Raw genomic sequence first — 17946 nt, 5'->3', positions numbered from 1 at the left:
TGCTAACACACCTTACTATAGACCCACCAGCACCTGCGCAAACATTTCCGCATCAAATGGCTGTAAGTCATCAACTCCCTCCCCCACACCAATCATGTGGATGGGCAAAGATAATTTATCCGCAAGAGCGAGTACAATGCCGCCCCGCGCGGTGCCATCCAGTTTGGTCACAATCACCCCACTTACTCCTGCGCCAGACACAAATGCTTCTGCCTGATTAATAGCATTTTGACCTGTTATAGCATCCAAAACCAACAACGTATCATGAGGCGCGTCATCATCTAACCGTTTAATAACCCGCCTGATTTTTGTAAGTTCAGCCATCAAATCTTCGCGATGATGCAATCTGCCCGCCGTATCAATCAAAACTACGTCTATTTTTTCGATCCTCGCCCGTTCAAAAGACTCAAACGCCAAGGCAGCCGCATCTCCTCCAGGCTTTGTTGTCGCAACAGGGACATCTATCCTATGTCCCCAGATTTGCAACTGCTCACTTGCCGCCGCCCGAAACGTATCTGCCGCTACCAACAGAACCGACAAGCCCTCTTTCTTTAGCCGTGCTGACAATTTGGCGGCAGTCGTAGTCTTACCGCCGCCGTTCACCCCCACCAAAAGAATAACGTGAGGCCTGTGCTCTGACTCCACTACAACCAAAGGCTTACCTGCCAAGGCAAGGGCATGAGCAATGGTGCCTGCCAGATGAGCGCGTAACTCATCCAGTGTTATGTCTTTATCGTGGCGCTCATCAGCCAAAGTCCCTACAATACGCCCAGCAGTTCTAGCTCCCATGTCGGTGGTAATCAAAATATCTTCCAACTCTTCCAGAGTTTCAGAGTCCAAATGTTTCTTGCGCACAATATCCGGCAAGGCACGCCCCAAACCGGTAGTGGTATGCCTCAACCCCTTGCGCAATCGCGCTAATAAAGACGTCTCTTTCACCGACGACATCACGAAACGGGCACTCCCCCACATACACCTTGCTCATGGTCCTCAAGAAGCACGTTGAGAATGTCGCCCGGGGTGGCAGTACCATTTCTCAAAATTACCGGCACAAAATGGGGTGTGCGGCCTTTATGGGTGGTTTCCATGAGAACACGTCTATAGTTGCCTTTTTCTTTATCAAGAAAAGCATCACGTGAAGATTTTCCAGTATGACGCAGCCGAGCCGCCCGCTCACGTACAAGACCGGGATCAACGGGAGGCATACGGGCGGCAGGAGTTCCGGGTCGAGGCGAGAAGGGAAACACATGAAGCCAGGTAAGCCCGCACTCCTCTACGAGCGAGATGCTGTTTTCAAGCATGGCTTCGGTTTCGGTTGGAAACCCGGCAATGAGATCAGCGCCGAAAACAATATCGGGTCGGATATCTCGTAATCGGCCACACAAAGCTATAGCCTGTTCGCGGGTATGGCGGCGTTTCATACGTTTGAGAATCAAACTATCGCCAGATTGCATAGATAAATGCAGATGAGGCATAAACCGCTTTTCATCGGCGATAAGCCCTAAGAGATGATCATCCATCTCGGCAGGGTCAAGAGAGGACAAGCGTAACCGCGCTAAATCCGGCACAGAGTGCAAAACGTAATCGACCATCCAACCCAAGGTGGGCCGGTCGGGCAAATCAGCCCCATAGGCGGTGATATCTACGCCAGTTAAAACAATCTCCCGGCATCCTTCATCAACCAGACGGCGAGTCTGGGCTACGATGTGCCCGGGGGCCAAACTACGCGCATTACCCCGACCAAAGGGAATAATACAAAACGTACAGCGATGGTTACAGCCGGTTTGTATCTGCACAACACCCCGCGTCCGGTCCGGCGAGCGCGCGGGAGAGTGACCATTCATGGGCCGTGGCCGCATAATATCGCCGACTTTGACACGATTGTTTTCATCTGCCGTTGCCGTATACGAGTAGGCGGATAATTTTTCTTCATTACCGAGTACCATATCTACCTCTGACATAGCGGCAAAGTTTTGGGGTTCTATTTGGACGGCGCATCCGGTGGCTATAATTTGCGCGGTTGGATTTTCCCGGCGTGCGCGGCGCAGGGTTTGGCGTGCTTGTCTCACCGCTTCGGCAGTGACGGCACAAGTGTTGACAATGACGGCATTCTTTAGACCAGCTTCCTGAGCGCGAAGACGAACAACGTCGGAATCGCTAGTGTTCAGACGGCAACCATGGGTAATGACGGACACATCGTTGTCCTGCCCTGTCATGGTGCACTTTCCCCTGTCTGCCGTTTTGTATTGTACCAGTCAAACTGCCCTTCATAGTCATAGGCAACCGGCCCGGTCATCAAAACATGGTTATTTTCTGACCTCCACTCAATGTCCAGCGCACCGCCGAATAAAAAGACGCAAACCTTGCGCTCTGTCAAGCCAAGGCGGACGCCCGCCACCAAAGTAGCACAAGCCCCCGTGCCACAGGCCTGTGTGGCACCCGCACCCCGCTCCCACACTTTCAGGTCAACTCCACCCTCTTGTCTGGTGTGAGCGAAAGAGACGTTCACCCCTTCGGGAAACAACCGGTGATGCTCTAACAAGGGGCCGACGCGATCAAGTTCAAGCGTGGTAAAAGTCAGGTCATCCACAAAAAAAACAATATGCGGGTTACCCGCATTCACAGCACACCCTGTCGGCAGGGTAATACCCTCAATGTCATCAAATTCAATGCGGGATGTATCGCTCACCTCATGAGAAAGAGGAATCTCATGCCACTTAAAAAGTGGTATCCCCATATCCGCACGTACAGTTTCCGGCCCGACCTTCTCACAAACGCTATTGCTCCATAGAGTCTCCACAATGAGACGCTCACGATTTTTCTCCTGCATCTCAAGATGCGCAACACAGCGCATACCATTACCGCAAGCCTCCGCCGGATTCCCATCGCTATTGTAAATTTTCATAAGGACGTCTCCGCCCTTGTGAGGTTCCTCAAGGAGGATGAACTGGTCACACCCAATGCCAGCCTCTCGGTTGGCAACATCGCGCACGAACATTGGCATCATGAAAGGTGAAAACCCAGCCATACGGCGACTGTCTACAATGACAAAATCATTGCCACAGCCGTTCATTTTACGGAACGAAATTTTTGAAAAATCATCAGCCATAAAGGGGGTTATAGGCCCATTTTAGGGGATAATGCCACCCTCATGCTCTTATCGTCTGATTCTTGACAGAAAGCGGCATTCTTTTTATGATTTCTCCTTAATTTCTAGGGACAATTAAAACTCGTCCCGCTTCCCTGCCCATGAGGCAGGGCGGTCAACGCCCGTCGGCGAGGTTTCGCTCGCGGGCGCATTTGGAGTTGGAAGCTGTGTTTGACACTTTAAGTAAAAATCTCTCTGACGTTTTTAAACGTCTTGGTGGCCGCGGTGTATTAGATGAAGCCACAGTTAAGGTAGCTTTGCGGGATATACGCCATGCGTTGCTGGAAGCCGATGTAGCCTTGCCGGTGGTACGTGACTTAATGGAGAAGGTGAGCAAACAGTCGACCGGACGGGAGATCCTGAAATCAGTCACGCCTGTTCAACAGATTATCAAGGTCGTCCATGATGTAATGATTGACACTTTAAGTGCCGGAGGGGACGCCCCCTCTGAGCTTGCTCTTACCGGTACGCCTCCAGTTGTGGCGATGATGGTAGGGCTGCAAGGATCGGGGAAAACTACCACCACAGCTAAAATTGCCTGGCGTTTTGGAGTGCAAGGCAAGAGCAAAGTATTGATGGCTTCTCTGGATGTTAATCGTCCGGCTGCCATGGAACAATTACGGATTTTAGGAGAAAATATTGGCGTTGACACCTTGCCTGTTGTAGAGGGTCAAGCGCCGGTAGATATTGCCTCGCGTGCGCTAACGGCAGGCCGCCTTCAGGGGTATGACGTAATTCTTCTGGATACCGCCGGGCGACTTCATGCCGATGAAGCATTGATGTCTGAGATGGCCGCCATTCACAAGGTCGGTACCCCTCGTGAAACTCTGTTGGTAGCGGACAGCCTAACCGGTCAGGATGCGATAAACCTTGCCGAACAGTTCCATTCCAGAATACCTCTCACAGGTATTGTGTTAACACGCGCCGATGGTGATGCGCGTGGAGGTGCAGCGCTCTCTATGGGGCATGTAACCGGTGTTGCGGTGCGGTATCTCGGTGTTGGAGAAAGACCCGACGCCCTGGAGATCTTTGATGCGGAGCGAATGGCGCGGCGTATTTTGGGCATGGGCGATGTTGCAGGGTTGGTAGAGCAAGCCGAGCGCACGATAGACACCAAAAAGGCAGAACGTATCGCCGCAAAAATGAAAAAGGGCCAGTTTGACCTTGAAGATTTAGCCGAGCAGTTAGAGCAGATGGGTCGCATGGGTGGTCTTAAAAGTGTCCTAGGTATGTTGCTACCAGCCCTGGGGCGACAGGCAAACAACGTCAATGCGGCGGCGCTGGATGACGGGCTGATTAAGCGGCAAACCGCCATTATTAAATCTATGACACCGAAAGAACGCACTAGTCCCAAACTTCTAAATGCCAGTCGCAAGCGGCGCGTAGCGGCAGGTGCAGGGGTGGCGGTGCAGGAGGTTAACCGGGTTTTGAAAATGCATCGTCAGATGGCGGACATGACCAAAAAGCTGGGCCGCAAGGGCGGTAATCTAGAGGCCGTAGCGGGAGCCGGTGCGAACGCAGGAGGCATAATGCCGAGCTTACCCTCAGCAAGAGGAGACTCTCCTCTACCCTCTTCTCTATCAGGCAGATTGTCCAGCCTATCGGGCTTACCTACAGGAAAATCTACACGCAAGAAATAAACAACACACATGATAACAGCAAAGCAAGGATATAAATCATGAGTCTCAAAATTAGACTAACACGTGGCGGCACCAAAAAGCGGCCCTTCTATAAAGTAGTAGTCGCAGATGTCCGTGCTCCCCGTGACGGACGGTTTATTGAAAAACTTGGAACCTACAATCCACTCCTGCCGAAAGATCACGGGCAACGCATTCAACTTAATGAAGAGCGTGTCCGGTATTGGTTATCTCACGGGGCACAACCCACCGATAGGGTTGCCCGATTTCTGGATGCCGCTGATATTCTAACCCGCAAGCCTCGTAATAATCCCCAGAAGGGTAAACCCCACGCCCGCACGTTAGAGAGGGCCGCCACCAAGGCAGAGGCTATCGCCACCGCTAAAGAGGCACCTCCGGAAGAAGTTCCACAAGAGGAAGCGTCTCAGGAAAATGCACCCCAAGAAGACGCCTCTGCAAAAGAAGAAGCGCCTCAGGAAAATGCACCTCAAGAAGATGCCTCTGCAGAAGAGTAAAGGGGATAACCTCCCGCCTAACGAATGCAACCACAATGACTACTCCATCAGTGCCATGGACAGCACGGGTTCTAACCTTGTTTCCGGAGTGTTTTCCCGGCTCTCTGGGGGTAAGCCTTGCCGGGCAAGCCCTCAAAAAAGGTTTATGGCGATTGGAAATAACAAATATTCGCGACTTTGCCACAGACCGTCATCGCACAGTGGATGGTCCCCCCGCAGGAGGCGGTCCGGGCATGGTTATGCGGGCAGATGTTTTGGGAGCTTGCCTTGAAGCTACCCACCCAACCGATGCACCTTATGCACCCATTCACCTCAGTCCGCGTGGGCACCCTCTAACCCAAGATCGGATACAACAGATAGCCAACCAATCCGGCATCACTCTTATATGTAGCCGTTTTGAAGGGGTGGATGAGCGGTTTTTAAAATCTTACGATACCGAAGAGATAAGCCTAGGTGATTTTGTTCTAGCGGGTGGTGAGGTGGCGACACTGGCCTTGATTGAGGCCGTAACACGCTTGTTGCCAGAGGTCATCGGCAACCATACCTCTTTGGAGGAGGAAAGTTTTACGGGAGGATTGCTAGAATATCCCCACTACACACGACCCAGTTTCTGGCGGGGACAGAAAATTCCAGCCGTTCTTACCAGTGGCGACCATAGCGCTGTGCGACGCTGGCGTCGGGACTGCGCGGAGACCCTCACTCGTGAGCGGCGACCGGATTTATTGAAAAAATATCATGGAGATAACAGCAAGGCTCCTTAACATATCTTCGTAAGGTGTGGTAGAGTGCTAAAGATAGTCGAGAGTAGGTAGAAAACAATGACTGGCATAGTAGAACATGAACAAAGTCAAATGGCGGCGGTTGCCGCAAAACGGGATATACCCAATTTTGCGACAGGAGATACGTTGCGGGTCAATGTAAAAGTGGTAGAAGGAACCCGCGAGCGGGTTCAGGCTTATGAGGGCGTGTGCATTGCCCGATCCGGTGGCGGTGTGAACGAAAGTTTTACTGTGCGCAAAATTTCTTATGGAGAAGGTGTGGAGCGGGTCTTTCCCCTTTACAGTCCGCTTATTGAATCCATCCAACTGTTGCGTCGGGGTCGCGTGCGCCGTGCTAAACTTTATTATCTGCGGGGACGACGTGGCAAATCAGCACGTATTGCTGAAAAACGCGATCATACTCGCAAGAAAAAAGCACCCATTACTACGTCCGGAGACGACACCCCATAGCGGGAACAGCCATGACCACCACCCGCACCCTTTACGATAAAATCTGGGATGCCCACGTTGTTGATGCCCGCGATGATGGTACTTGCCTTATCTATGTAGACCGCCATCTCGTCCACGAGGTAACAAGTCCGCAAGCCTTTGAGGGATTGCGTCTGGGAGGCCGCTCTGTGCGCGCACCGGAGAAAACACTAGCGGTAGCCGACCACAACATACCCACTCTAAATCGGGCGGACGGTATTGATGATGATGAATCCCGCCTTCAGGTGGAAACGCTAGAGAAAAATTGCACCGAGTTCGGTGTTGAATATCTAGCAATGGATGATGTTCGTCAGGGTATTGTTCATATTGTAGGCCCAGAGCAAGGCTTTACTCTGCCCGGAACAGTGATTGTGTGTGGTGATAGCCATACTTCCACCCATGGCGCTTTTGGAGCGCTAGCCCATGGCATCGGCACATCAGAAGTAGAACATGTGCTGGCCACCCAGACTTTAATACAGAAAAAAGCCGCCAATATGCGCGTCACGGTGAACGGCACTCTGCCGTATGGTGTGACAGCCAAAGATTTAATCTTGGCCATTATTGGTGAGATTGGGGCTGCAGGTGGTACGGGTCATGTTATTGAATATGCAGGGGACACTATATCGGCCTTAAGTATGGAAGAGCGCATGACGGTGTGCAACATGTCTATTGAAGCAGGTGCACGTGCGGGGTTCATTGCACCCGATGATAAAACCTTTGCTTATATGAAAGGCCGCCCTCGCGCACCGAAGGGTGCCTTGTGGGAAGCTGCAGAGACCAGTTGGCGGCAGTTAAAAAGTGATGAGAGCGCTGTGTTTGACCGCGAAGTTCATCTTGATGCAGCCACCCTGCCGCCTTTGGTGACGTGGGGCACAAGCCCGCAGGATGTCGTTTCCATTGAGGGCCGTGTACCTGACCCCACCGCTCTTGAGGATGACGCCCGTCGCAATGCTATGAATCGCGCGCTCTCATACATGGGCCTTAAAGCCGGAACCCCCATAACTCAAATTGCTATTGACCAAGCTTTTATTGGTTCCTGCACTAACGGTCGCATTGAAGATTTACGGGCCGCCGCCGCTCAAGCGCGAGGAAAAAAAGTGGCGCCCAGCGTTAATGCTATGGTAGTTCCCGGATCGGGGTTGGTCAAAGAGCAAGCGGAGGCCGAGGGGCTGGACAAGATTTTTACGCAAGCCGGGTTTGAGTGGCGGGAACCCGGATGTTCTATGTGCCTAGCCATGAATGCCGATCGTCTAGAGCCTGAGGAGCGGTGTGCTTCAACCTCCAACCGTAATTTTGAGGGCCGTCAGGGACGCGGAGGGCGCACTCATCTTGTTTCTCCTGCGATGGCAGCTGCTGCCGCTATCGCAGGTCATTTTGTTGATATAAGAGAAACTCTCTGACCCGTCTTACGAACGTCTTAGACGTTAAGAGAAAAAACATGGCTTGAGGAAGGCAAACATAAAAAGCAAGAAAAAGGTCAGTACATATTTTCGTTGAACCCTTATGCTATGAACGTAAAAATCGTCTGACCTGACCTAAATCAACTGAGAGTGCTATTCTCTAATGCTGTGTTTTTGGCATAAAAACCGTTAGACCATCCAAGGCACTGCTAACTTCCAACTGGCAAGTCAGGCGACTGTTCTCTTCAGAGTGATCGCAAAAACTCAGCATGGTTTCTTCCATATCTTGTTTTTCCGGCAACCTATCCCACCACTCAGGTGGGACAAAAACCATACAGGTCGCACACGCACACGCACCACCGCAATCAGCGTCAATACCAGGAATGGAATTATTAACGGCACCCTCCATCACACTCATACCATCGTCTACATCAACCGTGTGTTTTGTGCCATCGTACTCAATGTACGTAATTTTTACCATGGTTACACTATCCACCTTTCTTAATTTTAGTGTTCGGTTGTTAGTTTATTTCTGCAATGCCCGTTGTGCCATCTCTTTCATGGAAATGTTTTCGTCTGCCAGTATATTAGGGTCAAAACACATTCTCTCTTTGATGAACTTTCGGGAGACCATAAACTCTGGCGCCCGATTGACAGCATCAACCGCCAAAAGACGGCCCTCCTTTAGATAAAACAGCGCAAAAGATCGTGATGCTGTCTCACCCCGCATGACAGTCTTATCATGACCCTCTGATAATCCCGCAATCTGCAATTTCAAATCATATTGGTCAGACCAAAACCACGGTGTCTCATCATAGGCGCGCATCCCACCACACATAGCCGTTGCCGCTATTCTTGCTTGCTCTATAGCATTTTGCACTGATTCCAGTCTTATGTCTCGGTTATACAAAACACTGTGATAACGCGTGCAATCTCCCGCCGCAAAAATCGCCTCATCAGACGTACGCGCCTGATGATCCACCACAACGCCATCATCAACCACAAGACCTGCCTCCGCAGCTAGTGTATCATTAGGGGATGCCCCGACACCCACCAGCACCACATCTGCCGGATATGTTCGCCCCGCCTTATCCACTACATTTGTTACACAACCATTCGTGCCTTCTATTCTGGCCAAAGCCACACCAGTCTTAATGGAAACTCCTTTTTCTTCATGAACCGCTTCATAAAAGCGCGATACTTCAGGGGCTACCACCCGCGCCATAACCCGCTCAGCTGCCTCCAGCACTGTTACATCTAACCCCATACTCACGCCGATGGCTGCAACCTCAAGACCAATATAACCACCCCCCACAATAACCAACCGTGCACCTTCAACAAAATGCGTCCTTAACCCATCAACACCCTGAATGGAACGCAAAGAATATACCCCCACAAGGTCAACCCCTACCCCTTCCAGATGCCGCGCTCGCGCACCGGTTGTCAGTAGTAGTTTTTCATATCTCAAACGCTCTCCGTCACCCATGACAACCGTGCGCGTTTGCCGGCCTATGGCATGCACCGTCTCCCCCAACCGCACCATCACACCCGATTTCCGGTAAAATTCTTCAGGACGCAGATAAAGCCGCTCTCTACTCAATGTTCCGTCAAGATATTTCTTAGAGAGCGGCGGACGCTGATAAGGCAGATAGGGCTCATCACCAATGAGAATAATAGTCCCCTCATAACCTTGACCCCGCAGGCTAGCGATGGCCTCTACCGCTGCCTGACCACCACCAACAATGACAAACCCCACAGCCCCCTCTGTTGTCTCTCCTGTTGTCATTTCTGTTTCTTTCCACTCTCTGTGATAGTCTTAGCCGCAAGGCTACCATGAAGACCTCTGACTCTGAAACTCTATCCTTGACCCATTCTGCCCGCCAGTTGAGATTGCCGAATGAAGCCGCCACACGAGCGCTCGGCGGTCGTGTGGCTGATTTCTTGCGCCCGGGCGATTTGGTAGCCCTCAATGGTGATTTGGCTATGGGCAAGACGGTTTTGGCTCGTGGCGTGATTGGCGCGTTTTTTTCGGACGTCACTGTACCTAGTCCCACATTTACCCTCGTGCAGATTTACAAGACGGATAAATTCCCCATATCTCATGTTGATCTTTACCGCTTGGACAAACTGGAGGACGTCTTTGAATTGGGCCTTGAAGAAGCCTTAGATGAGGGTGTGGTGTTGATGGAGTGGCCTGAGCGTTGGGGGGCTTATCTGCCTGTGGATAGGTTGGATATCACTTTGTCAATGCCGAATGCGCAATCGGAGATGGAACGTATGGCCTATCTTTCGGGGAGCGAGCGCTGGATGGACGTTATTGCCAATGTCTGAGGCAGATGTCTCTGCCCGTAAGGCAATTGCGGCGGATTTTCTTGAGCAAGCTGGTTGGGGAGGAGCTCACTTAGAGTCTTTGCGTGATGATGCATCTCATCGCCATTATGCGCGGCTATATCGTAAGCATGAGACAGCTATCTTAATGGATTCTCCTCCCATGGGACCAGTCTTGCGACCCTATGCCATAAAGGCACGGCTGGCATTGGATTGCGAACCTTTTATGGCTGTTGGAGATTATTTGCATAGCTTGGGATTGGGAGCACCTACTTTGCTAGCGCATGACTTGCCTCATGGGTTTTTGTTGCTGGAGGATTTGGGTAACAATACCTATCTCAATGCATCTACTTGGGGGGGTGATAACAAGGCTTTGCTTACGGCAGCGGTGGAGGTTTTAGTGCATCTCCACAGTCAACCTCTGCCGGAAGCCTTACCGGTTCCCGGTGGTGGGTTGTATAGATTGCCCTTGTTTGGGATAAATGTTTTTCTTTCAGAGGTTGCCTTATTTACACGTTGGTACAGGCATGAAGTGCTGGGTAATCCGCTTGAGATAACATTGTTTCGTGAAGAACAAAAACTGTGGCGCGCTCTTTATGAACGCTATGTAAAAGATGAACCGGATCATCTAATGTTGCGAGATTTTCATTCCCCTAATCTCATGTGGCAACATGCGAAGGTTGGCGTTGCGCGGGTTGGTATTCTGGACTATCAGGATGCGCTGTTAGGACCGGAAGCTTATGACCTTGTTTCTCTACTTCAGGATGCACGGCAAGATGTACCAGCGATACTGGAGGCACATTTACTAGATAAATATATATCCGCCATGACTCACCGACGTCCAGATTTCAATCCGCAAACCTTTCAAGCGTGTTATGCTGTTTTGGCAGCCCAGCGGAGCATTCGCATTATGGGAGTCTTCACCCGCCTATGGAAAAGAGATAACAAACATGCTTATCGTGAGCATTTGCCCCGCATGGCAGATTATCTAACACGCAATTTGGCACACCCCGCCCTTAAGACTATAGCTCGCCGATTTTCACAAACTCCGTGGTACCCAAGCAGGCAGGACGCATAACACCCGTGTCATCCTCTTCCATCACTCACGCTATAGTTTTAGCCGCTGGTTTTGGGCAACGCATGACTCCTTTAACCCAAACAACTCCCAAACCTCTTGTTCAGGTAGCAGGACGTCCCTTGATTGATTATATGCTTGACAGATTACACGCTTGTGGCATTCAAAATATTGTAGTGAACGTTCATTATCTAGCCGATAAGCTGGAGGCTTATCTAGCCGAGCTACAAATGCCAGCCATTACCATATCGGACGAGCGAGAGAAAATACTGGACACTGGCGGAGCACTTGTTAAGGCGAAACCTCTTTTGGGAGAAGGCTGCTTTTTTGCCTGTAACTCTGATTCTCTTTGGACGGGAGACGATAACGCTCTCATCCGTATGATGCGCTCCTTTGACCCTCACACCATGGATGCCTTGCTGCTTGTAGTAAGACAGGCTGATACACCTCTTATGGACGGTACGGGCGATTTTTTTATGGACAGTGAAGGCAAACTCACCCGCCCTCCAAACCATACCCCCGCCCCATTTTTTTATACAGGCGTTCAAATAATCTCTCCTACCTTGCTGGCTGGTGCTCCTGTTGGTACTTTTTCCTGCAACCTCTTGTGGGATAAGGCAATAAAGCGAGGACATCTCTACGGTACGAGCCTTGAGGGAACATGGTTCCATGTAGGGCGAGTCGAAGATATAAAACGTGCCGAACATCTTATGGAGGCGTTGTGACGGCTACAGTCTTTACCATTCCTTCCGGTGTGCCCTTTCTTGATCATCTGGCATACGGCCTGATGATAAACCCAAAGTTAGGGGGGTGCTTAAAGAGCGATACTCATTCTCTTTCTGATGCCACAATTTTATTGCCTACCCGACGTGCGGTACGCACTTTGGCAGATGCTTTTCTTAAATCCAACAAAAAGCGGGCTATGTTGTTACCCTCTATTCGGGCCCTTGGTGATTTGGGAGAGGAGGATATGGCCCTTGGTGAAGCAGATAGCGGCGTAGATGATACGGTTTGGGCGGAAATTGGCATAACGGAAATACTACCACCGGCGCTTGCACCTTTGGAACGTCAGTCTTTGCTGACAACTCTCATCCTTCAATGGAGTTACACTTCAGAAGCAGGTCCACAGGATGCAGCTCAAGCTGCCGCCCTTGCTTTTGAATTGGGGAGGTTTTTGGATTCTATCCACTTACAAGAAGCAAACTTGAAAGATCTGGAAAGATTAACTCCTTCAGATTATGCCGAAAACTGGCGACAGATGATGACGTTTCTTTCTATCATCACAGAGCAATGGCCGAAGATTCTACACACCCGCAACCGGTTAGATCCAGCCGCCCGTCGGGTTAAAACCCTCAAATTGTTAGCCACCCACTGGCAACAACACCCGCCACCCCATCCTGTTATAGCTGCAGGATCAACCGGCAGTCTCCCTGCAACGGCAGCCCTGTTAAAGATCATCGCGTTCATGCCTCAAGGCGTGGTTGTCCTGCCTGGGTTGGACACAATGATGGACGATGACAGTTGGGACAGCATCGGTCCTGACCATCCCCAATGTAGCCTAAAGCGTTTGTTGGAAGCCATGGGCGTTGCAAGAACCGATGTAGCCCCATGGCCGACCGCATCGCCGGAGAGTAGCGTCCACCGCCGTGTTGTTTTGTTAAGCGAAGCCATGAAACCAGCGCAGGCCACCGCCTCATGGCGTAATCGACTTGCAGATAACCCGCCAGAAGATACTGAACCCCCTAGTAATCCCCTTGATGGTCTTGAGGTGATAGAAACCCCCACCCCTCGCGAGGAAGCGGTGGCTATTGCCTTAATGATGCGCGAAACTCTGGAAACACCGCAACGTACTGCAACTCTTGTTACCCCTGATCGCACGCTGGCGCGCCGGGTTGGGGCCGAATTGCGCCGTTGGAACATATCAGTTGATGATTCTGCAGGATATCCGTTAGTTAACAGTCCGCCTTTTGTGTTTTTGCGTCACACTACAGCTCTGCTGGAGGAAGAGTGGGCACCGGTTGCTCTTTTGTCTTTGTTGAAACACCCCCTTGCCGGGCTTGGCATAAAGAGAGCATCCGTACGCCGCCTTACCCGACGTTTGGAGCGCCGAATTCTACGAGGTGTACGTCCGGCGACAGGTATTTATGGCTTACGGCAGGCGTTTAATAAAATCAAGAATGAACGCGAGCACACAAACCTCACCTTACTAATAAACCAGTTAGCCTCTTGTTTTGAGCCATTGAGCAATGTGCGCTACGAACCTAATCTTACTTTTTCTCAGTGGCTGCATGCGCATATTAGTACCGCTGAAGCGCTTGCCGCTACCGACACGGAAACAGGCACTACCCTACTATGGGCCGGAGATGCCGGCCAGGCAACCGCGCACTTTCTTAAAGTTGCGCTAGAACAATGCACCGATATACCACCCTTGTCCCTAAACGCTTATGGACGTTTGTTGATGGAGTTGGCACGCCCTCAAGTTGTCAGAAGTGTTTATAATCGCCACCCACGTCTTTCTATTCAAGGAGTTTTAGAATCTCGACTTCAAACACACGATTTGGTTATTTTGGGCGGATTAAATGAAGGCATTTGGCCTACCACCGTAAATGTTGACCCTTGGATTAGCCGTCCCATGGCAGAGAAACTAGGCCTTGACCCACCGGAGCACCGGATTGGACTCGCAGCACACGATTTTTTTGAAAAAGCTGCCGCCAAACAAGTGGTGATAACCCGCGCTCTTAAGCAAGGTGGAACTCCAACGGTTAAATCTCGCTGGTTGATGCGCTTGGAGATATTACTGGCAGGCATGGGCCACGAGCACGCCCTAGAAACACCGAAGCCATGGAGCCATTATGCCCATTACCTAGATCAACCGGACGAACCCATTCGCCCCATTAAGCCACCGGCGCCTACACCGCCGGTGGCAGTGCGGCCCACAAGGATTTCCGTAACGGAGGTAGAAACCCTTATTTACGATCCTTACTCTCTTTATGCACGGTATGTATTGCGTTTGCGTGCACTTAGCCCTCTGGATGAGCCTCTTAATGCCCGTCATCGGGGCAATGCCATCCATGATGTGATGGAGGAGTTTGGCCGCCTTTTTCCTGATCACCTGCCGGAAAATGCTCTAGAGGAACTCATAAGAATTGGCGAGCGGATTTTTGTCGAGACAGGGATTTCTCATTCAAGTGTTTATGCGTTTTGGTGGCCGCGCTTTGTGCAAGCGATGGAATGGTTCGCCGAGGGAGAAGCACAACGACGCCAAAACACAAAGCACCTTGCGGTAGAAGCAAAAGGTGACATGGAAATAAATGTCGCCGGACAGGTTTATCATTTACACGGTCGCGCAGACCAAATTAATATTCAGGAAAATGGTGCGTTAGTTATTTATGATTATAAAACCGGTACTATTCCAAGTGCTTCTCAGGTGATACACCGATTCAGGCCGCAACTGCCCTTAGAAGCTGCCATGGCAAGGCATGGGGCTTTTGAGCATATACCCCCCCATCCCACCGAAGAACTTGTTTATATCAAATTGTCCGGGGGGAAAACACCCGGGGAAGAACATCCTCTTCGTAATCGTACAAGACCCATAGATGCTAATCATCTAGCAGATGAGACGCTTCAAATGCTGCGCATTCTTTTGGAAAAATATACCAACCCGAACATGCCTTACGCCTCTCATATTCGCCCCTCATCATTCCTGTGGCACAGCGATTATGACCATCTGGCGCGGGTGCTGGAATGGTCTGCCGGTATGGAGCAGGACTCCCCCTCATGACCACTGTGCCCCAACCCACGCAAGAACAACGTCGTGCCTCCACACCAGAGACTTCCGTATGGGTAAGTGCCAATGCAGGCTCCGGCAAAACCCACGTGTTGATTGACCGCATTGTCCGGCTCCTGCTGAAAGACGCACTGCCCGAACGAATTTTATGCCTTACGTTTACCCGTGTTGCAGCTTCGGAGATGAAAGAACGTTTGTTTCGTCGGTTGGGAGGATGGGTTGTGATGCCGGACGATATCCTTAAAAGCACCATCGAAACTCTCACCGGTGTGCTTCCTGACGAATCAGCGTTGGCTCATGCACGGCAATTATTTGCCAGAGTGCTGGAAACACCGGGTGGGCTTAAAATCCAAACCATCCACGGCTTTTGCGAACATATATTAAAGCGGTTTCCTCTTGAGGCGGGCGTTCCGGCACATTTTCAGGTGTTAAGCGATCATGAGGTTCACGCTCTTAAGCAAGACGTGCGCAACTCCGTGTTGCTTAGTGCTACTCAAGATGCAAACACAACCTTAGGCCGTGCCATGGGTGTTCTGGGCACTTTGGTCAATGAACAAGATTTTAGCACTTTGTTTAACACCCTCATAGACCAGCGCAATATTGTGCGCACTATGGATGAAAAAGGGGCAACTATCTACGGTGCCCTTAATCTGGAATCCACCATAACGTCTCAATCCGTGCGGCAGGAAATGGCCTATCCGCAAGCAGAAAAAGAGTTACGTGCAGCGGCCTACATTAAACCCGAACTTGGCCTGTTCTTTGAATCTCCTGACCGCTCTGCAACTCTGGAGTCCTATCTGGATGTTTTTCTCACAAAAGATCGTATGCCTCGGAAGAAATTTCCAACAAAAAAGATAGGGAACGAAAATGCCACCACCTATGATGCTCTTATGGCCGAAAAAGAGAGGCTTTGTTTATTATACGAACGTTACAACAGAGCCCTCACTGCTGAACATAGCCTCGCCCTACTGACTGTTGCCCGTGCCGCTCTTAGTGCATGGGAGAGGGCCAAAACCAAGCGCGGATTTCTGGATTATGACGATCTTATTTTACGCACCGTAGATTTGTTGCGCACTTCTCGTCAGGCGGCGTGGGTTTTATACAAGCTGGATGGCGGGTTAGACCATATTCTGGTTGATGAGGCGCAAGATAATTCTACCCTACAATGGGATATTGTGCAGGCACTAACAGAAGAGTTTTTCTCTGGTGAGAGCGCACGCGAGACAAACCGCACCGTGTTTGCCGTTGGCGACAACAAGCAGTCAATTTTCAGCTTTCAGGGAGCAGATCCGGAGGCGTTTGAAAAAATGCGCTGTTTTTTTTCCAGCCATGTCCCCCATACAGGCAAAGATTTTGACTCTGTTGAGCTTGACCGTTCTTTTCGCACCACATCTCCTGTTTTGCAGGCTGTAGATGCTATTTTCAGCATCAAAGGATGCCTCGGTACAGAGATTGATATTCACCATACAACCCAACGGGCAGAAGATGCCGGATGTGTGGAACTCTGGGAGCCGGAAACCCACGATAAAACACCAGATGACGATCCCACCCTCGTACCGCACTCCACGGGTCGGGCAGACCATCCCCGTACCCGCCTAGCTCACCGCATCGTAAATATTGTCCGAGGCTGGCTTGACGACAAAACCCCACTGCCCTCGCAGGGGCGACCCATTACGCCGGGTGACATTTTAATTTTGGTGCGCAAACGATCAGGAAACTTGCTGGTAGATGAAATGCTACGTCTGTTCAAAACCCAGAATATTCCTGTAGCGGGCGCTGATCGCATGGTAATGACAGACCAAATAGCGGTTATGGATTTGATGACACTGGGGGCTTTTGTCTTATTACCCGAAGATGACTTAACTTTGGCGTGTGTTTTGAAAAGTCCTTTGTTTGAGCTTGATGAGGATGATCTCTACACGATCGCTCATAATCGCCCCGGCTCTTTGTGGAATAATCTTGGGACTATGGCATCAAGCAATGATAAGTTTTCTAAAGTGAGAACAGAACTTGAGCATCTTTTGGCCCGCACGGATATGGTATCGCCCTTTGACTTTTATAATGATGTGTTGTCAGTGCAAGGAGGACGGCGCAAGATTCTCGCCCGTTTGGGTCCGGATGCAGAAGACCCGATTGATGAGTTTTTATCGCTGGCTCTTGATTATGAGAGCCGCAACGGCTCATCATTGCAAGGCTTTTTGCATTGGATGTCTAACGCACCTACAGAAATAAAACGAGATATGGACCATGGTCGTGGTGAGGTTAGAATTATGACCGTTCATGCCGCTAAGGGTCTTGAGGCTAACATTGTTATGCTACCGGATTGCTGTGATACTCCGCACGGCACACAGGAATCACCGATTCTTGAGGCCCATAGTGGATGGCACTCTGTCTTGCTGTGGGGAGGGCACAACTGCGAACCTATCCAACAGTTAAAAAACGAGAGACAAAAAAAACGCAATGATGAATACCGGCGGTTATTTTATGTAGCTCTCACCCGCGCCAGAGATCAACTTTATATCGGCGGCTTCACTAACAAGAGATCCAACAGCCCTCCTAAAGACAGCTGGTACGCTATGGCACAACAGGCTCTTGAAAAACCAGAGTGGCAAACTACAGATAATAATGGCGCAACAATTTGGCGTCTTGAGAGCAAACAAAGCACTACACCTTCTGATTTTCAACCGACTCGTGATGCGACAACCTCTCTTCCCCGCGTACCATGGATGGACACCCCCGCCCCCCGTGAAACCATAGCTCAACCTATAGCCCCCTCCGTTCTTGGGAGCCTGTTAAAACATAAAAACCC

At 50.6% G+C, this 17946-nt stretch carries 14 protein-coding genes and 1 pseudogene; 10 read left to right on the top strand and 5 right to left on the bottom strand.

Features of this window, described 5'->3' with window-relative positions; all coding sequences use genetic code 11:
• Window positions 1–15 precede the first annotated feature (15 nt).
• The 3 genes from ftsY to dapF are packed head-to-tail and all read right to left on the bottom strand — an operon-like array spanning window position 16 to window position 3109.
• On the bottom strand, window positions 16–948 hold the full coding sequence (gene ftsY, locus V6Z81_04865; GenBank protein ID MEG9861819.1) for a signal recognition particle-docking protein FtsY: 933 nt from the start codon (window positions 946–948) through the stop codon (window positions 16–18).
• Window positions 948–2216, bottom strand: coding sequence for a tRNA (N(6)-L-threonylcarbamoyladenosine(37)-C(2))-methylthiotransferase MtaB (mtaB, locus tag V6Z81_04860; protein ID MEG9861818.1), 1269 nt, complete (start codon window positions 2214–2216; stop codon window positions 948–950). The genes ftsY and mtaB overlap by 1 nt, the downstream gene beginning before the upstream one ends.
• Complete coding sequence (gene dapF, locus V6Z81_04855) at window positions 2213–3109, bottom strand: diaminopimelate epimerase (protein ID MEG9861817.1); 897 nt, start codon at window positions 3107–3109, stop codon at window positions 2213–2215. Before dapF ends, mtaB begins: the two co-directional genes overlap by 4 nt.
• Window positions 3110–3315: 206 nt before the next feature.
• Here dapF and ffh point away from each other — a divergent pair, with 206 nt between their 5' ends.
• From ffh to leuC, 5 genes and pseudogenes are all read left to right on the top strand, one after another.
• Window positions 3316–4788 carry a signal recognition particle protein gene (gene ffh, locus V6Z81_04850; protein MEG9861816.1) on the top strand — a complete coding sequence of 491 codons (1473 nt, stop codon included), beginning with the start codon at window positions 3316–3318 and terminating at the stop codon, window positions 4786–4788.
• 38 nt (window positions 4789–4826) lie between these two features.
• Window positions 4827–5066, top strand: a pseudogene (gene rpsP, locus V6Z81_04845) (30S ribosomal protein S16).
• A 269-nt stretch (window positions 5067–5335) separates the two neighbouring features.
• On the top strand, window positions 5336–6061 hold the full coding sequence (trmD, locus tag V6Z81_04840; protein ID MEG9861815.1) for a tRNA (guanosine(37)-N1)-methyltransferase TrmD: 726 nt from the start codon (window positions 5336–5338) through the stop codon (window positions 6059–6061).
• A 90-nt stretch (window positions 6062–6151) separates the two neighbouring features.
• Window positions 6152–6529 carry a 50S ribosomal protein L19 gene (rplS, locus tag V6Z81_04835; GenBank protein ID MEG9861814.1) on the top strand — a complete coding sequence of 126 codons (378 nt, stop codon included), beginning with the start codon at window positions 6152–6154 and terminating at the stop codon, window positions 6527–6529.
• Between the two features lie 11 nt (window positions 6530–6540).
• Window positions 6541–7947, top strand: coding sequence for a 3-isopropylmalate dehydratase large subunit (gene leuC / locus V6Z81_04830; protein ID MEG9861813.1), 1407 nt, complete (start codon window positions 6541–6543; stop codon window positions 7945–7947).
• Between the two features lie 160 nt (window positions 7948–8107).
• Here the strand turns inward: leuC and V6Z81_04825 are convergent, their stop codons facing one another.
• Together V6Z81_04825 and V6Z81_04820 are read right to left on the bottom strand one after the other, a co-directional pair.
• Complete coding sequence (locus V6Z81_04825) at window positions 8108–8428, bottom strand: 2Fe-2S iron-sulfur cluster-binding protein (protein ID MEG9861812.1); 321 nt, start codon at window positions 8426–8428, stop codon at window positions 8108–8110.
• A gap of 45 nt (window positions 8429–8473) precedes the next feature.
• The gene (locus V6Z81_04820) at window positions 8474–9733 is read right to left on the bottom strand and encodes an FAD-dependent oxidoreductase (GenBank protein ID MEG9861811.1); all 1260 of its coding nucleotides are present in this window, start codon (window positions 9731–9733) and stop codon (window positions 8474–8476) included.
• Window positions 9734–9780: 47 nt separating this feature from the next.
• Here V6Z81_04820 and tsaE point away from each other — a divergent pair, with 47 nt between their 5' ends.
• The 5 genes from tsaE to addA form a co-directional block, all read left to right on the top strand.
• The gene (gene tsaE, locus V6Z81_04815; GenBank protein MEG9861810.1) at window positions 9781–10278 is read left to right on the top strand and encodes a tRNA (adenosine(37)-N6)-threonylcarbamoyltransferase complex ATPase subunit type 1 TsaE; all 498 of its coding nucleotides are present in this window, start codon (window positions 9781–9783) and stop codon (window positions 10276–10278) included.
• Window positions 10271–11353, top strand: a complete 1083-nt coding sequence (locus V6Z81_04810) for a phosphotransferase (GenBank protein ID MEG9861809.1) — start codon at window positions 10271–10273, stop codon at window positions 11351–11353. Before tsaE ends, V6Z81_04810 begins: the two co-directional genes overlap by 8 nt.
• 5 nt (window positions 11354–11358) lie before the next feature.
• Window positions 11359–12075 carry a nucleotidyltransferase family protein gene (locus V6Z81_04805; protein MEG9861808.1) on the top strand — a complete coding sequence of 239 codons (717 nt, stop codon included), beginning with the start codon at window positions 11359–11361 and terminating at the stop codon, window positions 12073–12075.
• A complete protein-coding gene (addB, locus tag V6Z81_04800) occupies window positions 12072–15131 on the top strand; it encodes a double-strand break repair protein AddB (GenBank protein ID MEG9861807.1) in 3060 nt (1019 codons plus the stop codon). The genes V6Z81_04805 and addB overlap by 4 nt, the downstream gene beginning before the upstream one ends.
• Window positions 15128–17946, top strand: a 2819-nt coding sequence (addA, locus tag V6Z81_04795; protein ID MEG9861806.1) for a double-strand break repair helicase AddA, incomplete at its 3' end; no start/stop codon positions are given. The genes addB and addA, both read left to right, overlap by 4 nt.

This window comes from Parvularculales bacterium (assembly GCA_036881865.1).
GTDB lineage: Bacteria > Pseudomonadota > Alphaproteobacteria > JAPOUT01 > JBAJNM01 > JBAJNM01.
This window is presented reverse-complemented; position numbering and strand designations above follow the sequence as displayed.

Coding starts and splice junctions, on each gene's coding strand:
- ftsY (MEG9861819.1), bottom strand. CDS start 948: ATGTCGTCGGTGAAAGAGACGTCTTTATTAGCGCGATTGCGCAAGGGG.
- mtaB (MEG9861818.1), bottom strand. CDS start 2,216: ATGACAGGGCAGGACAACGATGTGTCCGTCATTACCCATGGTTGCCGT.
- dapF (MEG9861817.1), bottom strand. CDS start 3,109: ATGGCTGATGATTTTTCAAAAATTTCGTTCCGTAAAATGAACGGCTGT.
- trmD (MEG9861815.1), top strand. CDS start 5,336: ATGACTACTCCATCAGTGCCATGGACAGCACGGGTTCTAACCTTGTTT.
- rplS (MEG9861814.1), top strand. CDS start 6,152: ATGGCGGCGGTTGCCGCAAAACGGGATATACCCAATTTTGCGACAGGA.
- leuC (MEG9861813.1), top strand. CDS start 6,541: ATGACCACCACCCGCACCCTTTACGATAAAATCTGGGATGCCCACGTT.
- V6Z81_04825 (MEG9861812.1), bottom strand. CDS start 8,428: ATGGTAAAAATTACGTACATTGAGTACGATGGCACAAAACACACGGTT.
- V6Z81_04820 (MEG9861811.1), bottom strand. CDS start 9,733: ATGACAACAGGAGAGACAACAGAGGGGGCTGTGGGGTTTGTCATTGTT.
- tsaE (MEG9861810.1), top strand. CDS start 9,781: ATGAAGACCTCTGACTCTGAAACTCTATCCTTGACCCATTCTGCCCGC.
- V6Z81_04810 (MEG9861809.1), top strand. CDS start 10,271: ATGTCTGAGGCAGATGTCTCTGCCCGTAAGGCAATTGCGGCGGATTTT.